18 protein-coding genes are annotated in these 18,815 nt (G+C 55.8%); 2 read left to right on the forward strand and 16 right to left on the reverse strand.

Annotation, left to right across the window (positions count from 1 at the left end):
- Positions 1 to 160: 160 nt before the first annotated feature.
- The 8 genes from FZ041_RS10225 to FZ041_RS10260 all read right to left on the reverse strand — a co-directional run bounded on the left by FZ041_RS10225 (position 161) and on the right by FZ041_RS10260 (position 8,524).
- A complete protein-coding gene (locus FZ041_RS10225; RefSeq protein WP_255449345.1) occupies positions 161 to 2,443 on the reverse strand; it encodes a molybdopterin oxidoreductase family protein in 2,283 nt (760 codons plus the stop codon).
- 9 nt (positions 2,444 to 2,452) lie between these two features.
- Entirely contained in the window at positions 2,453 to 2,998 is a 546-nt protein-coding gene (locus FZ041_RS10230; RefSeq protein ID WP_149189477.1) for a cytochrome c3 family protein, read from the reverse strand.
- A 1-nt stretch (position 2,999) separates the two neighbouring features.
- Positions 3,000 to 3,770 carry a 4Fe-4S binding protein gene (locus FZ041_RS10235; protein ID WP_149189478.1) on the reverse strand — a complete coding sequence of 257 codons (771 nt, stop codon included), beginning with the start codon at positions 3,768 to 3,770 and terminating at the stop codon, positions 3,000 to 3,002.
- Entirely contained in the window at positions 3,767 to 4,324 is a 558-nt protein-coding gene (locus FZ041_RS10240; protein WP_255449346.1) for a 4Fe-4S dicluster domain-containing protein, read from the reverse strand. The genes FZ041_RS10235 and FZ041_RS10240 overlap by 4 nt, the downstream gene beginning before the upstream one ends.
- 225 nt (positions 4,325 to 4,549) lie before the next feature.
- Positions 4,550 to 5,704, reverse strand: coding sequence for an N-acetylglucosamine-6-phosphate deacetylase (nagA, locus tag FZ041_RS10245; RefSeq protein ID WP_149189479.1), 1,155 nt, complete (start codon positions 5,702 to 5,704; stop codon positions 4,550 to 4,552).
- A gap of 4 nt (positions 5,705 to 5,708) precedes the next feature.
- Positions 5,709 to 6,950, reverse strand: a complete 1,242-nt coding sequence (locus FZ041_RS10250) for a radical SAM family protein (RefSeq protein ID WP_075441340.1) — start codon at positions 6,948 to 6,950, stop codon at positions 5,709 to 5,711.
- A complete protein-coding gene (gene pth / locus FZ041_RS10255) occupies positions 6,943 to 7,569 on the reverse strand; it encodes an aminoacyl-tRNA hydrolase (protein WP_149189480.1) in 627 nt (208 codons plus the stop codon). The genes FZ041_RS10250 and pth overlap by 8 nt, the downstream gene beginning before the upstream one ends.
- A gap of 106 nt (positions 7,570 to 7,675) precedes the next feature.
- Positions 7,676 to 8,524 (reverse strand): undecaprenyl-diphosphate phosphatase, encoded by an 849-nt coding sequence (locus tag FZ041_RS10260; protein ID WP_173371064.1) that lies wholly within the window; start codon positions 8,522 to 8,524, stop codon positions 7,676 to 7,678.
- Between the two features lie 221 nt (positions 8,525 to 8,745).
- Here FZ041_RS10260 and trxA point away from each other — a divergent pair, with 221 nt between their 5' ends.
- The gene (trxA, locus tag FZ041_RS10265; protein WP_149189481.1) at positions 8,746 to 9,054 is read left to right on the forward strand and encodes a thioredoxin; all 309 of its coding nucleotides are present in this window, start codon (positions 8,746 to 8,748) and stop codon (positions 9,052 to 9,054) included.
- A gap of 48 nt (positions 9,055 to 9,102) precedes the next feature.
- Here the strand turns inward: trxA and FZ041_RS10270 are convergent, their stop codons facing one another.
- The 8 genes from FZ041_RS10270 to ispE all read right to left on the reverse strand — a co-directional run bounded on the left by FZ041_RS10270 (position 9,103) and on the right by ispE (position 17,359).
- Positions 9,103 to 9,891 carry a TPM domain-containing protein gene (locus FZ041_RS10270; RefSeq protein ID WP_149189482.1) on the reverse strand — a complete coding sequence of 263 codons (789 nt, stop codon included), beginning with the start codon at positions 9,889 to 9,891 and terminating at the stop codon, positions 9,103 to 9,105.
- A 12-nt stretch (positions 9,892 to 9,903) separates the two neighbouring features.
- Entirely contained in the window at positions 9,904 to 11,007 is a 1,104-nt protein-coding gene (locus tag FZ041_RS10275) for a TFIIB-type zinc ribbon-containing protein (RefSeq protein WP_149189483.1), read from the reverse strand.
- A 14-nt stretch (positions 11,008 to 11,021) separates the two neighbouring features.
- Positions 11,022 to 12,296 carry an SPFH domain-containing protein gene (locus tag FZ041_RS10280; RefSeq protein ID WP_149189484.1) on the reverse strand — a complete coding sequence of 425 codons (1,275 nt, stop codon included), beginning with the start codon at positions 12,294 to 12,296 and terminating at the stop codon, positions 11,022 to 11,024.
- Between the two features lie 131 nt (positions 12,297 to 12,427).
- A complete protein-coding gene (locus tag FZ041_RS10285; RefSeq protein ID WP_075441625.1) occupies positions 12,428 to 13,102 on the reverse strand; it encodes a Crp/Fnr family transcriptional regulator in 675 nt (224 codons plus the stop codon).
- A gap of 132 nt (positions 13,103 to 13,234) precedes the next feature.
- A complete protein-coding gene (locus FZ041_RS10290; RefSeq protein ID WP_075441623.1) occupies positions 13,235 to 14,182 on the reverse strand; it encodes a ribose-phosphate diphosphokinase in 948 nt (315 codons plus the stop codon).
- A gap of 147 nt (positions 14,183 to 14,329) precedes the next feature.
- Complete coding sequence (glmU, locus tag FZ041_RS10295) at positions 14,330 to 15,697, reverse strand: bifunctional UDP-N-acetylglucosamine diphosphorylase/glucosamine-1-phosphate N-acetyltransferase GlmU (RefSeq protein ID WP_075441330.1); 1,368 nt, start codon at positions 15,695 to 15,697, stop codon at positions 14,330 to 14,332.
- A gap of 30 nt (positions 15,698 to 15,727) precedes the next feature.
- On the reverse strand, positions 15,728 to 16,456 hold the full coding sequence (locus tag FZ041_RS10300) for a GntR family transcriptional regulator (RefSeq protein WP_075441328.1): 729 nt from the start codon (positions 16,454 to 16,456) through the stop codon (positions 15,728 to 15,730).
- 42 nt (positions 16,457 to 16,498) lie between these two features.
- Positions 16,499 to 17,359, reverse strand: a complete 861-nt coding sequence (gene ispE / locus FZ041_RS10305) for a 4-(cytidine 5'-diphospho)-2-C-methyl-D-erythritol kinase (protein ID WP_149189485.1) — start codon at positions 17,357 to 17,359, stop codon at positions 16,499 to 16,501.
- A gap of 144 nt (positions 17,360 to 17,503) precedes the next feature.
- Here ispE and FZ041_RS10310 point away from each other — a divergent pair, with 144 nt between their 5' ends.
- A complete protein-coding gene (locus FZ041_RS10310) occupies positions 17,504 to 18,721 on the forward strand; it encodes an HAD-IC family P-type ATPase (protein WP_149189486.1) in 1,218 nt (405 codons plus the stop codon).
- Positions 18,722 to 18,815 lie beyond the last annotated feature (94 nt).

Here is an 18,815-nt window from a genome sequence, read left to right on the forward strand (position 1 = left end):
GTTTAGAATATTTGGTGGTTGAAATTTTCATGTGGTATGTAAATTTTACCATAAAAGGCGGTCCGCCGACTCTTTCGAGTCAGCGGACCGCCTTTGTTACTAGGGATGTGTTATTTCACAGCCCCTATATTTTTTTCCCATCAAGCAAGATGCCTCGTCTTCAGGCTTGATGCTTCTGCAGTCTCACAGCACAGACCTTATACTCAGGCTGCTTGGATGCCGCATCAAAGGCATCGAGCAGCACACGGTTGATCATGCGCTCCTTGACCTGATCGTGGAACGGCACATAGACCAGGCCCTTGCGCGGGCGGCCACGACCGTTGAGATGCGCCTTGAGCGTACAAGTCGCACGGCGTGAAATCACATCCACTTCATCGCCATCTGCAATCCCCAGACCAGCTGCATCCTCCGGATGGATCTCGACATACATCTCCCCGACAACATTCTTGAGCTCCGGCACATTGAAGGTCATAGTTCCCGTATGCCAATGCTCCAGGATACGTCCCGTCGTCAGATAGAACGGGTACTCCGCATCCGGATTCTCCTGCGGGTCGACCTGCGGCCGTGCCCAGATGACTGCGCGCCCGTTCGGACGGCCGTAGAATTCGATGCCATCCGGCGCATCCTCCTTGACGTACGGATCCCAAGGACGTGCGTAACGGATATACGTCTCTGGCTTGTCATCCCCCGGCACTGGCCAGGTAAGGCCATGCTCCTTGCGCAGGCGGTCATACGAAGCCAGCTGCATCGCTGTACCTTCCTGGCATCTCTGATATTCTTTCCAGACATCTTCTGGGGTCTTGAACGGGACAAGCTCCTCATAGCCGAGGCGCTTTGCCACCTCGATGAGGACTTCCAGATCCGGCTTGGCCTCCCCCGGCGGATCGATTGCCTTCGCCAGATGCTGCGTGCGGCGCTCACCATTTCCATAGACGCCTTCTTTCTCCATCCACAAGGCAGCAGGCAGGACAACGTCAGCCAGCTCGGACGTGCGCGTTGGATGATACGCCTCCGAAACGACCATGAATGTCTTCTCCATGCCCGGACGGTAATATTCAAGATTCGGCAGCGACTGTCCAGGATTCGTGCACATGACCCAAAGGAACTTGAGCTTGCCTTCGACAGCAGCCTTGAACATTGCCAGCGTATGATAACCAGGCTTGCTCGGCATCCGCGCAGGATCTATGCCCCAAATCTTGGCCAGCTCTTCGCGATGCTTTGCATTTGCCACCAGGCGGTGTGCTGGCAGGATATGAGAAAGACCACCCGTCTCGCGGACAGAGCCGCAGGCACTTGGCTGGCCAGTCAGCGAGAAGGACGAATTGCCTGGTGAGCAGATCTTGCCCGTCAGCAGGTGCAGGTTGTGGACAAGGTTGTTGACCCAGACGCCACGTGTGCGCTGGTTGAGACCCATGCACCAAAGCGACATGGTCTTGCGCCCCGGAGCAGCAAACAGTCTTGCTACCTCGCGGATAGTCTGTGCGGGGATCCCCGAAACCGCCTCGACCTTCTCCGGCGTGTAATCCTGCAGGAAGGCCTTATACGCATCAAAGGACAGCTTATCCGTCCCCTTCATGAATTCCGTATGACGGTCGATGAAGCCCTGATTGATCAGATTCTCCTCGATGATGACCTGCGCCATCGAGTTCAGCAGGGCCAGGTCACGGCCTGGAATGAATTCCAGATAGTAATCGGCGATATCGCCCGTGCGCGTCTTGCGCGGGTCTGCCACGATGACCTTGACATCGGGGTTGGAATTCTTGCGGTCGATCAGGCGCGAGAACAGCACTGGATGCGCCTCGGCCGGATTGGCACCAATGATGAAGAATGTATCGGCCTCCTCGATATCGGCATAGGTGCCCGACGGTTCATCCTCACCAAACGAAGTCATGAAACCTGCGACAGCCGACGCCATGCAGGTACGCGGATTGCCATCGATGTTGTTCGTACCGATGCCCGCACGGATGACCTTCTGCGCTACATAAGTCTCCTCGGCAAACGTCTGCCCCGAACCGTAGAAACCGATGGAATCCGGGCCATACTGGTCAACCGACTCCTTGATCTTGGAGACGATGAGGTCAAGGGCTTCATCCCAGGAAGCCTCGACGAACTCGCCATTCTTCTTGATCAATGGATGCAGCACGCGGTCTTTCGTGTTGATGATCTTCGGCAGCAGTATGCCTTTGACACAAAGACGTCCCTTGTTGACCGCGCAATCCGGATCGCCTTTTACGGCCACGATCTTATTGCCCTTGACACCAGCCAGCACACCGCAGCCGGTACCGCAGTAACGGCAGACGCCCTTCACCCATTTCTCGGCATCTTCGGCCCCCTTGGGGCCATTCTGTGTATCGCGGTCTTTCGAGGTACATCCGGCTGTAAGCATGGCACAGGAAACGGCCATCGCCTTCAGGAAATTTCTACGCGTTATCGATTTCATCATTATGCCTCCTTACAGCTTGCCCATATTATCCAGATGACAGGTATAGCAGCGCTCACGCCCCGGCACATCCATATTGACCTTATCATCGTGGACCACACCCGTATGGCAGGTCAGGCAGTTCATGCCATTCTCAAAGTGCTTGGCCGTATGCGGGTCTTTGTGTTTTGCCGCCACTTCGCTGTTCATGATCTTATCCTGATGGCAGATATAGCAGTTGACCTTCTTATGCGCATCGGTCATCTTGATCGGATCTGGCACCTGACCGGTCACATGCAGGAAAAGCTCCTGGGTGCCCTGCCACTTCGAGGCGATGGTGCCCTGAAGGCCCGGCTTCTCATGACAGTCAGCACAGCCGACACCGACCTTGGCATGGATCGAATGGTCATAGCTCTTCGCCATCGGCTCCATCTCGTGACAAGTCGTTGAACAGAACGACGTCGTATTCGTCGCTTCGATCATAACCGTCGACGCACCGAGCAGGACAATGCAGGCCAGGCCTGCGATAGCGATGTGTTTGAGCTTGAATTTCTTATCTGGCAATTCTGATAATTTCATCTTACTTTCCCTCCCCTAGAGTGTCTTTTCCCTTTCCACTCCATATAAACTTGATTGCATCCTTGTCACAGACATCCAAGCAGTCGCCACAGTTCGTGCATATATATGCTTCCTTCCAGCTGCTGCCCCCTGGGTATGTCCCCATCGAACATGCCGCCCGGCATCTGCCGCAGCGGACGCATTTGGCTGCATCGACCTGCAGGAACAAGCGGCGCTTGATTCCCAGCAATCCATACACCGCACCGAGCGGACAGATAGCCCGGCACCATATCTTCTGCCCCCAGCGCAATGCGCTGGCTGCTGCCACTGCCACCAGCAGCAGCTCAAGGCCCCAGCCGAACAACAACACACGCATCAGCGCAAAGACCGGCGACAGCGTGTTATTGACGGGAACCGCCAACAGCAGCGACAGCAGCAGCACCAGGATCAAGATACCGATGGGCAGTATCTTCAGCGTCAGCTGCCTGTCCTGCCTGCGCGGCAAAAGCTCCAGCAGGAAATTCAACGGACAGATATAGCTGCAGAATACGCGCCCCAGGAGCAGCGCCAGCACAACCAGCGGCAATGCCGACAGCCACAGGGCCGGCCAAAAGGCCCTGCCCGCCAGGGTGATCTCCAATACCGAAAGCGGATCGGTCAAACCGACCCCAAAGAAATCGGCCGATATATACGTCCCGATCCAAACCGTCCCCAGGAAATATACCGGCGGCAGCAGCCAGCCGATAGCTGCCAGCTGGATCAGGCGGCGAATATACTTACGCTTATACTTCATAGCTTCGCCTCCTGTTCCCGCACCTTGACATGGACTGCCTTCGGATTGCCCAGACAGACATGTTCACACATGCCGCACCCGGTGCAGTAGTCCGGATCGATGACCGGGTACTTGAGCTTCTCGAGCTTGATTGCCTTGCCATATTGCGGGCAAGTGCGATAGCAGGTCTGGCAGTCATCATCGCGGCGCGCAATGCAGAGATCCTTGTCGATGACCGCAATGCCCATGCGCACCTCTTCCTTCGGAATTGTCTTCAATGCACCTGTACTGCAGACTTCGGTGCATTTCATGCAAAGGTCGCAGGGATGTTCCAGCGGCGTCATATACGGTGTCCCCAGCGACAAAATGCCATCCTCCGCGTGTGCGATCTGAATGCAGCCCAACGGGCATACCTCGGCGCATTTGCCGCAACGGGCACATTTGGCCAGGAACGTCTCCTCATCCTCCGCCCCCGGCGGCCTGAGCCTGGGCGACGCTCTGCCCTTGCTGACGCCAAAGACCAAGCCGAGCAGTCCCGCACCCGCCGCCATTTTGATAAACGTGCGTCTCTCCATAGTCATCCTTCCCCATAATCCCCTGTCATTCTTGTTGCAGCGCAAATGGCCGCAGTTATTACTATAATTATAGCGGTTATTATCATTGTCTGACGTTGCTGCAGTCACGCGTCTGAAAATTTTGTGATAAAAATCAATCACTTGTCAGATTGCGCACTTTTTGCATAAAAAAAGAACTGCCGATTGCTCAACAGTTCTGTATCTCTTATGTGACGGCCGTCAGATTCAGTCCAACGACTTGCCGCCAATGATTGTCCGCTGGATACCGACCGCATCATCAAAGATCACGATGTCGGCCCGCTTGCCAACCGCCAGCGAGCCGAGCTCCTCATAAAGGCCCAATTCCTGTGCGGGGGTCTTCGTCACCATTTCGATGACCAGCGGCAGCGGCGCTCCTGTATTCTCCCAGAAGTGGGCCACGCACCGGTTCATCGTCGCCACACTGCCCGCGATTGTCCCATCGGCCAGCGTCGCCAGCTCACCTTTGACAAATACCGCCTGCCCGCCAAGCTCTGATGGCCCGTCGCCAATGCCGCAGGCCCGCAGCGAATCGGTGATCAGGATGATATGCCTGCCGCCCTTGGCCCGGTACAGCAGCCGCTGGGCGGCTGGATGCGCATGGACATTGTCGGCGATGATTTCACAGTTGGACGCCGAATCCAGTGCCGCACCGACCACACCGGGGTTGCGATGATGAAACGGCGTCATCGCATTGTAGAGGTGCGTGATATGGTGGACGCCATGTTTTTCGATGGCATCCATCACAGTATCGTAGTCAGCCGCCGTGTGGCCGATGGAGACTGTGATGCCTGCCTGCTCACAGGATGCAACAAAAGCAGGATCCGGCAGCTCCTCAGGTGCCAGTGTGATAATGCGCACAACATCCTGCCACGGCTCGACCAGCGAGAAATCCGCCTGGCGGATATTCTCTTCGGCCTGCGCCCCTTTCTTGGCCGGACTGATGAAGGGGCCCTCCATATGCGCACCAAGCACGCGCGCTCCCTCTGGCTGCTTCTGCATGCATTGGCGGATATGGGCAAATGCCGTTTCCACTTCCGTCCATGCACAGGTCATCGTCGTCGGCAGGAAGCCCGTGACACCGGTCTTGGCCTGCAATCTTGCCATGCGCGGCAAGGCCTGCGCATCGTCATCCATCGTATCCATCCCATCGCAGCCATGCACATGGACATTGAGGAAGCCCGGCGCTACATAGCCGCCCCCAGCATCGATAATGCTTTCTGCGGGCAGAGCTGCCGCTTCCTGCGCATCAACGATGGCTGCGATGCGCTCCCCCTCGCAAAGGATCGCCTTGTCCGTCACGATGGCAAAGTCCCCCTTGGCATCGGGCAGGATGAACCGGCCATTGATGATTGCAATCATAGCGTCAATCCTCCACGTAGTGGCTGAAACTGCCGATGACCAGCTGCGGGAACTCCGCATGCAGCGTCTCGATGAATCTGCGCGTGCCCACGGCCTTGCCCTGCGGCTCCGGCATGATATCGAGGAACGCATCGGGATCGATATTGAGATTGCGCACCTGGATCATCTGCACGGGCAGCTCCCGGAAGAATTCCTGCCAAGCGGCAAGCTCTTCCTCACGGTCATTGAAGCCCGGGAAGTACAAGAGATTCAAGGATACATAGACACCTTTTTCCAGGGCATAGCGGATGGAGTCCTTGACGTTCTCCAGATGATAGCTGGCCCGGTAATAAGCATCATAACCTTCCTCACGCGCACTGATGATCGAGACGCGCAACGAATCGAGCCCGGCATCGACGATCTTCTTTACGCCCTCAGTCCAGCCGACATTCGAGTTCATGTTGATCTGCCCCTTGCTCGTCTTGGCACGGATCAGCTTGATGCCGGCTGCGATATTGTCAGCCGCCAACGACGGTTCGCCCTCGCACCCCTGGCCAAAACTGATGATGCCATCGGGGGCCACGCTCAGATGGTAAATGCCCACCTCGGCGATCTCCTCAGGCGTCGGCCGGAACTTGATGCGCTCCTGCGGCGAAGGACAGCACTCTGCCGGCTGCAGCGAAATGCAGCCAAAGCAGTTGGCATTGCAGACTGGTGAGGTCGGGATGCCGCACTCCCAGCGGCGATAGAAGAGATTCTGTGCCGTGCAGCAATGCCAGTTGAGGGAGCAGCCGCCGACCTGCTCGACAATGCGGTTGCCCGGCAGATCTTTTTTCGTGCGCTTGACGAGATTCTTGAGTTCCTTCGTATTGTAGTGGACCGGATCCCACTTGTCGTTCTCATCGGTATAGACCGCCGCACAATAGAGCTCATCCTTGTAGACCACCACGGCCGTATAGCCATAGAGCGGCAGGCGCTCAGCCTCTTCGGCCCGCTCATAGGCGGGCATGTAAAGGCGCGTATAGCCGGCAGGCAGGATTGCCGCAACAGCCAGGCCGCTTATCGGCATGACCTCGCCATCTGCCGTGCAGCCCACAGCCAGGCGATCCGGCAGCAGCATGAGATCTGCACTCTCCGGCAGCGGAATCAGATCCTCAGGCTTCAGCAGGATATTCTCACGCCCCGTGCGCCCCATGCCCTGCATGCCTGGCGCATCGAGGATATTTCCCTCTTCATCGGCATAGACTGCCGTAATCCTCTCATGCATTGACTGCCTCTCCTTCCTTTTCCCCGCCGGCTGGTGCCGCCTTCTTTTTCTTCTGCTTCTTCGGGTTATACTGGTTCATCGCCATATCGACATCATCGCGCACGATGCATTCCACCGCGGGCAGCAGATAGGCGATGGCCTCACGGATCTTCGGCTCGTCCTCAGCCGTAAACGGTGCCAGCACATGATTGACCACCGTCCAGCCTGGCAGCGGACGGCCAATGCCGATGCGCACGCGGGCAAAATGCTCATCCCCCACATGCGCGAGAATCGACTTGATGCCGTTATGGCCGCCTGCGCTGCCCTTCTTGCGGATGCGGATCGTGCCAGCGGGGATGTCCATATCGTCATGGACGACGATGAGGTCTTCCAGCGCTGACTTGTAGAAATTCATCAACGGGCCAATAGCCTGTCCGCTCTCATTCATATAAGTCTGCGGCTTCACCAGCAGGATTTTCTCGGTACCGATCCGGGCCTCGCCGATCTTCGCGTCGAATCTATCCTTCCACTCCGTCACACCCAGCTTTTCGGCCAGTGCATCGACAAGCATAAAACCGACATTATGCTTCGTCTTGGCATATTCACTGCCCGGATTTCCCAGGCCTGCAATTATCTTCATTCTGGTTTTCACTCCCATCAAAACTGTAACTCCCATTATAGTAAAGTTATTCAGCAACGGCAAGCCATAAAAAAACAGCCCTCCCAAAGGAAAGCTGCTGTATGCATCAGTTGTCAGCCGTCGGATCGCCAACCAAGAGCAGATAAGCGATGACGATGATACCGAGAACGATACGGTACCAGCCGAAGGCCTTGAAGTCATTCGTCTTGATGTAGCTGAGCAAGAACTTGATGGACAGGATGGAAACGATGAAAGCCGTCACCATGCCGACCAGCAGGATGACGATCTCCGCCCCTGTATAATGGAAGCCGAACTTGACCATCTTGAGCAGGCTCGCACCGAACATGACCGGGATAGCCAGGAAGAAAGTGAACTCAGCAGCTACATAGCGGCTCGTGCCGAACAGGATACCACCAAGGATCGTCGCTCCCGAACGGCTCGTTCCCGGAACCAGCGACAATACCTGGAACATGCCGATGATGAGCGCTGTCTTGTAGTCGAGACGGCGAAGCTCATTGACGCGCGGGCGGCGGCGCTTGTTATAATTCTCGACCAGGATGAACATGATACCATAGAAAATAAGCGTTGCTGCAACGACCGGTGCCGTCATGAAATGCTCTTCCATGTATTTGTTGAACGCCAGGCCAATGACAGCTGCCGGCAGGCATGCTACGATGACCTTGGCCCAGAGCTGCATCGTCTCGCGCTTCTCCTGGCGCGACTTCCACGACGACCAGGGATTGAGTTTCTCAAAGTTCAGCACCACGACCGCCAGGATAGCACCGAGCTGGATAACCACCAGGAACATATCCATGAATGCCTTGCTGACATCCAGCTTGATGAACTCGTCCACGAGAATCATATGGCCTGTGCTCGATACGGGCAGCCATTCGGTCAAGCCCTCGACAATACCGAGGATGATTGTTTTCAATAATTCTATGATACTTAGATCCACTGTACTACTTCCTCCTAAAATCCGTGTTCAGTTTCAAAAACAAGTCCCATTATAGCACAGCCGCCGTCCTTATGCATGCGTATCAGCAAAAAATCAGCATATTTTTATTGTCTGCACACCTCTGTGTGAGCCGGTCACTGAAAACAATTTTCCTCCACTGCTATAATGCAGGTAACGAAACGAACCATACAGAATCCTGTTACTTACCTAGGAGGTATCTCATGGAAGCAATCACCATCACCAATGAAAATTTCCAAGCCGAAGTCCTCGATGCCAAAGGCACAGTACTCATCGATTTCTGGGCACCATGGTGCGGCCCCTGCCGCATGCTCTCCCCACTCATCGATGAAGTCGCCGCTGCGCACAGTGAAGTGAAAGTCGGCAAGATCAACGTCGATGAGCAGCAGGAGCTCGCCGCTCAGTTCGGCGTCATGAGCATCCCCACGCTGATTGTCTTCAGGGACGGCCAGAAAGTCAACGAGTCCGTCGGCCTCATCCCTAAAGAAAATATCGAATCACTTATCCAGTAAGTGCATAGGAAAAAGCCTTCCCAAAACCGGGAAGGCTTTTATCATGTCCTAGAACTTGCCACCGCCACCACCATGGCTGCCGCCAGAGCTGCGGCTACTGCTTTTCGCTTTCCGCGTGCGCGTGACGCTGGTATAAAGATATGTATCACTCTGCTCCGTCAGCGCAACGCTGTCTTGCTGCAGATACGTGTCAGCAGCTACTGCATGCATGACATTGTTGAGCTGCCTGACCAGGATCTGCCAGACGCCGATTGCAACGAGCCCCGCCAGTACCACCGCTATGATAAGCGCCAACAGGTTGAAATCGCTGGCCGGATCATACGGCTCCCCCTGCTCTTCATAATAGCCCAGCATTTCATCGGCCGTCGCCGCATACATCTGGAAGGCTTTCGCATACTTCTTTTCCTTAAGCGGCGGCAGGAACGCCTCGGAAAGATGCTTGAACCCGCCTTCATCGGTGATGCGCTTGCGCATCGTATTGTCCGTCGACACATACCAGTCACGGGAATCCATGGCCAGCAGCAAGACCATGCTGCCGTGAGTCCCATCCGCATAATCCCGGTCAAGGATACTGTCAGCTGTCGCCCCCGGCTGCTTGCCGTGCAGGGATTTAAGCGTGACCACAGCAATCCGGACGCCATGATCGCGTTCCACCTGATCGATCTGGCTCATCAATTCCTGCCGCTGTGCGTCCGTCAATAGGCCGGCTTCATCCACCACACTTGGCACCGGGCCATTCTCATGCTGCGGGACAGTCAGGCTGCCAGCAGCAAATGCCGTCGTCATCATCACAGCTAGGATGAGGACTGACAACAAAGCAACGATTCTCTTCTTCATCGCGTCCCCTCCTCAAGCAACAAAAAATTTCGCCAGGTAATACATGAGCGGCAGCAGCAGCAGGAACACAGCCGCTGGATAGAGCACCTCTTTGCGCTTATCGCTTGGCAAGCTGCCGACGACCTTGCCGGTCTGCCCATTCATCATGAAAGTATAAGGTTCCCCTTTATACCGCGTCGTCAGTATCCATACAGGCACCATCGCATAGGCTACCTGGCCGCTGTTCTTGATCACGGCCGAGGACTGGCATGATACCGAATCATAGCCGATGACGCTTTCCTGGAGCACGCCTACGGCACTGTATTCGACACGCTTGTCAGCCCGCGGCACCGATGCCTCGGCATCGACATCGTATTTATCGGCCAGGAACCCTGTCAGGAACGCCGTACTGAATGGCACCATCTCGGCATAGTCAAAGGGCTCGATGCTTTCCATATAGGCATCATCCATCTTCTCACTGCCATCCACAGGAATGCGCGCAAAATCCATCGAGCCGCTGCGCTCGCAATCATAATACGAAGTCTCGGTGATGCGCTCATCTGAAGTCTCATAGACGCGCACTCGCGTAGCGCGGAATCCCGCATGCGCTGACACCGAGGAATCAAACAGCCAGAACGGCACATACATCGGCTGGATGGCCTCCAGACGATTCTGCGCCTTGAACTCTGCTGGCAGCAGCCACTTACCCTTGTAGAACTCCTTGAGGGCCTCCACCGCATCCTGCTTGGTCTTCTTGAACGGGATGACATAGTCAGGTTTCAGCATGCCATCGAAGTTCTTCGGTATCATGGTCGGATTGCCACAGTATACACACTCCGTTGCCATCGTATTGCCATCGCAGACAAGCTCGGCACCACAGGAAGGACAAGTACAGACGCGCAGGACCGCAGCCTCTTCCTCTGCCCACTGGCCTCCCGCCTGCTCCGTCGCCCATTTGGCTTCCTGCGCCTCAGCAGCTCGGGCAGCTCGCTCCTGTTCCTTTTGGAACATTTCCTCGATGGTCTTTACCTCGAATTCGTTGCCGCAATACTCACAGCTGACCTTCTCATTACCGGGCTGGAACGAAAGCGGCGCACTGCAATTCGGGCATTTGTAATTCACAGAGGTCTCTGCCATCAATCTCCCTCCTTTTATGGACGCGGCTTGCCGCACTCCGAACAGAATCTGCCTTCATTTACCGCGCCGCATCCACAGGTCCAGGGACCTGCCGGCCTTGGCTTACCACACTCGGAGCAGAATTTGCCCGTATTGCCAGCATGCCCGCAGCTGCACGTCCAAGCTGCCGCTGCTGGTTTCGCCTTGCCACAGTCCGAGCAGAACTTGCCCTCATTGACTGTCCCGCATTCACAGGTCCAGCTGCCGGCTGCCGCAGCAGATGCCTGCGCCCCCTGCTGCTGTCCCATCGCGTAGAGATTGCCAGCGTTCATGCCGCCAGCCTGCCCCGCCATGTTCATGCCCATAAAGCCCAAGGCCGCTCCCATGCCGCCTTCATTGGCCGCCGCAACCTGCATCGCCTCGGCCTGAGCGCCCACAAGGTGAGCAGCCGCCATCGTCGGGTTGCGGAAGGCCGCATTGCGCTGGATTTCCTTGATGAGCTGCTGATCCTCCTCACTGGCGCTGACGTTGCTGACACCGAACGACACGACATCGATGCCGCGCAGTTGTCCCCATTTCTGGCTCAACACCTCATTGAGGGCATCAGCGATCTCCTGCGTATGTCCCGGCAAAGCGCTGTAACGAATCCCCATTGCTGAAATCTTGGCAAAGGCCGGCTGCAATGCCGTCATGAGCTCCGTCTTGAGCTGGCTGTCGATCGCACTGCGATCATAGCTTTCCTCCACATTGCCGCAGACATTCGTATAGAACAGGATCGGATTAGTCAACCGATAGCTGTATTCGCCAAAGCAGCGGATGGAAATATCCACATCCAGTCCGATGTTCTGGTCGACGACACGGAAGGGGATGGGACTCGGCGTACCGTATTTGTTGCCCATGATTTCCTTCGTATTGATATAGTAGACGCGCTGGTCTTTCCCCGTGTCGCCGCCATAGGTGAAACGATGGCCAATGCGCTCAAAGACTGCCTGGATATCCTCGCGCAGGTTGCCGCCGAATATCGAAGGCTCCGTTGACTTGTCATAGACATACTCGCCCGGCTCGGCACAGATATCGACAACCTTGCCCTGCTCGACGATGAGCATGCACTGCCCGTCATTGACAGCGATGGTCGAGCCATTGGAAATGATGTTATCCTCACCGCTCGTATTCGAGCTCCTGGCACTCGTGCGCTTCTGTCCCTTTGCTGCCAGGACATCTGCCGTCAGGCTGTCACAGTAGAAGAATTCTTTCCATTGATCTGCTAATACGCCACCTACAGCGCCAGCAGCTGCTTTGATCAGTCCCATATTCTTTCCCCTTTCTGGCTCAGGCTCTCTGCCTGCCATCAACAAAACGCCCTCATTATACAATACATACACTAAAAAACGCTGAGATAATGACTTTTTCGCCATCTCTCAGCGTATTTCCTGCTATTTGCTCAGCCAGCCAAATCGCGCAGAGCCTCACGGTTCGTCAGACGGATGCAGCCACGGGCCGTCTTCACCCAGCCCTCCTGGCTGAAATACTTGACCAGCCGGCTCACCACCTCGCGGGCCGTCCCCATGAAGCGGGCAATCTGTTCATGGGTCATATGGATCTCATCGCCGCCCAGCTTCTCACTCTCTTCGAGCAGGAAAATGGCTAGCCGCCGGTCGGCGGACAGGAACAGGACCTGCTGCATCTTCCAGAGCATCTCTGACAAGCGGTTCGATGCCTTCTCGTAACCAAAGCAGCGCACATACACATTGGTGTCTGCCAGCTTGCGGAAGGCCACGGCATCGGTAAGCAGCACCTCCGTATCCTCCTCGGCATCGATATAGACATCAAAGGTCACGGCATCCAGGGCACAGGCCGCCGACAGGATGCCGACATCATCAGGGAACAGGCGGTAGAGCGTGACCTCACGGCCATCCTCAGACATCGTGTAGACACGCAGCTGCCCGCTCTTGATGAGCAGGACACCGATACAATCCAAAGGCCCTTGATGGACCTGCGTCCCTTTCGCATAGCGGACAATATTGGTATGTGCACTGATCAGATCCTTCTCCGCTTCCGACAGATGCGGCCAGAAATCAAAGTGCTGGATGAACAAGTCTGTAACACTCGAATTCATTTCCAAACATATTCCTCCCCTTCAGAAACTCTCTGTTCCTATTATACTGGAACGCAGCGCCGGATTCTGTAACTCATGCACAAAAGCAGCCTGCTCCTGCGAGCAGACTGCTTGGAAAACCACTTTATACGATTAGCGGAAGAGCTGGCTGACCGAACGGTGGCTCTGGATGCGCATGATTACGTCACCAAGAGCATCGGCCAAGGACAGCGTAACGATTTTGTCGGATTTCTTCTCCGGCGGCAGCGGGATCGTGTTCGTGATGACGAGCTTCTCGATAGGCGACTCGTTGATGCGCGAAACAGCCGGATCGCTGAGGATTGCATGGGAGCAGGAAGCAAAGATGCGTTTTGCACCGCGCTTCTGGAGGGCTTTGGCACCTTCGCAGAGGGAACCAGCCGTATCAACGATATCATCGATGATGATAGCCGTCTTGCCCTCAACATCGCCGATGAGGTTCATGACCTCAGCGCAGCCCGGTTTCGGACGGCGCTTCTCGATGATAGCAATCGGCGCATGGAGATGGTCAGCCAGTACGCGTGCACGCGTAACACCGCCGAGGTCCGGCGATACGACGACGACATCCTCGAGCTTCTGCTCGCGGAAGTAGTTGGCAATGACCGGAGCTGCTGCCAGATGATCGACCGGGATATCGAAGAAGCCCTGGATCTGGCCGGCATGGAGGTCAACGGTAACCACGCGGGTAACACCAGCCGTAACCATGAGGTTAGCGACGAGCTTTGCGGAAATCGGCTCACGGCCACGGGTCTTGCGATCCTGACGGGCATAAGCATAGTACGGGACTACAGCCGTAACGCTGTGTGCCGAAGCGCGCTTGCAGGCATCTGCCATGATAAGCAGCTCCATCAGGTTGTCATTGACCGGATAGGACGTCGGCTGGATGATGAAGATATCCTTGCCACGGATGCTCTCGCTGATCATGACCTGCGTCTCACCATTGTTGAAATGACCGACATATGCATCGCAGAGATTGACGCCGATATGGTCAGCGATTTCTTTTGCCAGTTCCGGATTCGCGTTACCGGTAAGGATGCATAAATTTCCAGTGTCTAAAGCCATTTTGTAAAAATCCTCCAAATCGTTTTGTACTAAAAGTTTTCTTCTCCTGAGTGAGCAAAGTCACCCTTTATACAACAGTATAGCACTGTTTGTACCAAAATAACATAAAGCTTTCTATTTGTTTTTAAAAATTTATTAAAACTTTGCTTAGCTGTTGCGCTTGTCTTTCCAGCCTTCGATATTCGTCTGGCGTGCGCGGGCAATGGCCAGCGTGTTGCTCGGCACCTTCTTGGTGATGGTGGAACCTGCCCCTACATAGGCACCATCTTCAACCTCGACCGGTGCGACGAGATTCGAGTTGCAGCCGATGAACGCATCGTTGCCGATCTTCGTGCGGAACTTGGTCTTGCCATCATAGTTGACCGTGATCGTGCCGCAGCCCATGTTGCAGCCCGAGCCCATATCGGTATCGCCGATGTAGGAAAGGTGCGGCAGCTTGGAACCTTTGCCGACCGTGGAGTTCTTGACCTCGACGAAATTGCCGATCTTGACGCCTTCAGCCAGATGCGTATCCGGACGGATATGGGTGAACTGGCCGAGGATGACGCCATCCTCCAGCTCGCAGTCATGGGCATAAGTGAACTGTCCCGTCACGCGATTGCCTGCTTTGACGTTCTGGAAACGGATGCTCGGACCGATCTCGCATTCCTCACCGATGACCGTATCGCCCTCAAGCCAGGTCATCGGATAGATGACCGTATCGCGGCCGACTTTGACATCGGCATCGACATAAGTCGTATCCGGGTCCATCAGCGTTACGCCTTCAGCCATGAGCTCCTCATTCTTGCGGCGGCGCAGGATCTTTTCCGCACCGGCCAGCTGCTGGCGGGAGTTGATGCCCAGCGTCGACTCGTAATCATCGGCAGCCACAGCCCAGATCTTCTCCCCCTGCTTCTGCAGGATTTCGAGGACATCCGGCAGGTAATACTCACCTTGCGCGTTGTCATTGGTGACTTTCTTCAGAGACTCAAACAGAGCCTTGGCATCGAAGCAATAGATGCCGGAGTTAACTTCTTTTACCTGACGCTCTTCCTCCGTAGCATCCTTATGCTCGACAATCTTCTGCACAGAGCCATCCGCCATGCGGATGATGCGGCCATAGCCCGTAGCATCCGGCATGATAGCCGTGAGCACCGTGGCCTTCGCCTGTGCTTCGACATGGGAATCAAAGAGTTTTTTCAGCAGGTCCCCCGTCAGGAGCGGCGTATCCCCGCAGAGCACCATGACCGTGCCCGTCTCGTCCTGCAAGAGGTCTGCCGTCTGCATGACCGCATGGCCCGTGCCGAGCTGCTCTTTCTGCTCGACGAACTCAGCCTGAGCCCCGATGGCCTCGCGGACGACATCGCCGCCGAAGCCCGTCACCACGATATTGCGCTTGGCACCAGCAGCCTTAGCGGCATCGATGACATGCTGTACCATGGATTTGCCAGCTGCTTTATGCAGGACCTTCGGCAGTTTGGATTTCATGCGGGTGCCCTTGCCGGCAGCCAGGATAACTGTAACTAAATCAGACATGTTGAAATTACTCCTTTATCATTCCAAGGTTTATTTGTCCTCGGCTTTTTTCTTTCTCGCTTTCGTCTTGGTCTCGCTCTTCTTGTCCATGATCTCCATCGCCTTGAGCAGCGTCTTCTCCGAATTCTCCATGTGACGCTCAGCGGCCTTGCTGGCTGCCTTGCGATCCCCCTGGGCAATGGCTTCTACGATCAAGCGGTGTTCCTCCAGCGTAGCCTCGAGGCGGCCCGGATACGACATGGACAGCGTGCGGAAACGCGTCAGCTGGTCACGCAGATTCGAGATGATGCCGACCAGCCGCGTATTGCGGGCAGCATGGTACATCGTATCATGGAACTCGATGTCCGTCTCGACGATCTTTTCCATGTTGCCCTCTTTGATATAACCGCCGATGATGACGAGCAGGCGCTGCAGGTGCTCAAGCTCCTCATCCGTGATGTGATCGGCTGCCAGCCCATTCGACAACGATTCCAGCGCCGTGCGGATTTCAAAGATTTCATTGATGTCACGTATCGACATGCTCGCCACGTAAGTACCACGCCGCGGCATCATGACAACATAGCCTTCGAGCTCCAGCTTGCGGATTGCCTCACGTACCGGTGTACGGCTGACGCCGAGTTCCTCGGCCAGCTGGATTTCCATGATGCGTTCACCTGGCTTCAAGACGCCATTGCGGATAGCCTCGCGCAGAGACTCACACACGACCTCGCGCAACGGCTGATAGCTGTCAAGCTTAATGGGAGCTAATCTGTTGTCCATTTACGATTCCCTCAATTCTGGTAGCTTAGTGATATTCTACGTTTACTGTACCTTCCCCGTCGTGCGGATGACATAGACATAGGCATCGGTATGCTCGCGCATATGCGTAGCAATCCTGTCAGCCGTCTCCTTGCTCTCTGCCAAGCCGAAAACGGTCGGCCCGCTGCCAGACATCATGCTGGCCATGGCGCCCTGCTGCATCATCATCTGCTTGTACTGGGAAATCACATCATACTTTTTAATAGTAACACTTTCGAGCACATTGCACAATAATCCGGCCACAGCTTTTCGGTCGCCGCGGGCAATTTCCTGCTGGATCCTCTCATTGTCCGGATGATCCTTCGCCCCCTGCTCATCATAATTCTGATAAGCCCAGGCCGTCGAGACTGAGATGCGCGGCTTCGCCAGCACGACCCACGTTGCTGGCAGATCCGGCAGCCGCTTGAGCACTTCACCGCGTCCCGTCGACAGCATCGTGCCGCCCAGCAGGCAGAAGGGGATATCCGAGCCCAGCCGTGCGCCAAGCTCGCAGAGTCTCTCCTCGGAGAGCTCCAGTGCATACAGCTCATTCATGCCGCGCAGCACAGCAGCAGCATCGGTACTGCCACCTGCCAGGCCCGCAGCCACCGGGATGCGCTTGGTGAGCTTCATACGCACGCCACCCGCCAGCTTGTATTCTTCCTTGATCAATGCCGCTGCCCGCCAGGCCAGATTCTTCTCATCGGCCTTGAGCCATGGCACATTGATCGTCAGCTCGATGGGCCCATCCGTCTTCTCCATTTCCACTGTATCACTGAGGCCGATCGACTGCATGACCATCGCCACTTCATGATAGCCGTCGGGACGCTTGCCCAGAATGTCCAAGGTGAGATTTATCTTGGCATTGCCCTCCACTTTAATCACGAAACCACGTCCTTTCGCAAACTTTTCTTTATAAGGATAGCAATAATTCCCCACGGGTTCAAGTGTTTCCCCCTAATCTATTGCACATTTCTGCTTTTTGCAGGATAATAAGAATCAGAAAACTGAAAAAATGAGGTCATACGCATGAAAAAACAAGCAAACATCCGTTATTTCACCGTCCTGGCCGTATTGCTCGCTGCCGGAATGAGCGGCTATTGGTATTCCACCGGACTGCCGCTCCCCGAAACCATCAATATCTTTGCTGCCATCCTGCTGGCTGGCCTGCCCATACCGCTCTGGCTCTCGCGCCCCGTCGCCCTTGCCCGCGGTGCGAAACGGGCCGCAAAGGAGGAAATCGATCTTGCCAGTCCGGCAGTGATTGCCGAGACGGCAAAAATCGATACGCTTGCCGTCGCCAAGGGCGGCATCGTCACAGAAGGCCGACCCTATGTCGCCGCGCTCGTTCCGGAGGGCATCAGCCAAGGCGCCTTGCTCGCGCTCGCCGCTTCGGCTGTACGCGATTCCAGCCAGCCACTTTACCAGGCCATCTACCAGACCGCTATCGAACGCCGGCTGCATCTCCAGCGTTTGTCGGCCGCCAACGAATTCCCCGGCTACGGCGTAGAGGCCCTGATCAACCGCTCACCGCTGCGGGTCGGCAGAGGCGAATGGCTGCAGGAAGAAGGCATCGAGATCAGTGCCAACCTGCTGACCAAGGCCGACCAGCTATCCCAGCGCGGACAGACAACTGTATTCGTCGCCAACGATAAATACTGCCGTGGCATCATCGCCATGGCCGACGAGATCCCGCAGGACAACATCACGGCCTTCCACAAATTCCACCGCCAGCGACTGAAACTTGTCATGCTGACCAGTGACAGCCGCCGCACAGCCAACGCGGTCCGCAAGCAGGCTGCTATCGATGAAGCCCATGCGAACCTCTCCCCCCAGGACAAGGTCCGCGAGATCCAGCTGCTGCGTGCCCATGGTGCAACGCTGGCCATGGCAGGCAATCCGGCTACGGATATGCCCGCCATGGCTGCTGCCGATCTCAGCATCCACGTTGGCGCGCTGCCCGAAACTTCCGTCTCGGCGGACGCCCCGCAGACACCGCCCGCTTTTTCCATCGTCCTCAAAAGCGGCAAGCTCTGGGATTTTTCGTCATTGCTTACCATCAGCCGCAGTACCATGAGCATCGTCAAGGCCAATCGCATCCTTGCCGCCATTGCCTGGCTCCTGCTGCTGCCGCCAGCCCTGGGTCTGCTGCACGTCTTTGGCGGGCCCTTCCTGCCTCCCTTCTGCGCAGCTGCCGGACAGCTCCTTGCCGCTATCCTCATCCTGCTCAATTCACTGCGCGCTTGATTGTCGCCAGCACCGCTTTCGCAAACGGAAGCGGTGTTTTTATTTTATTGTAATTCTTAATTTTCTGATTTATAATAAAGGTGAATTTATGTCT

Origin of the sequence: Pseudoselenomonas caprae (assembly GCF_008271345.1) — a bacterium.
In the GTDB taxonomy this organism is placed as follows: domain Bacteria; phylum Bacillota; class Negativicutes; order Selenomonadales; family Selenomonadaceae; genus Selenomonas_A; species Selenomonas_A caprae.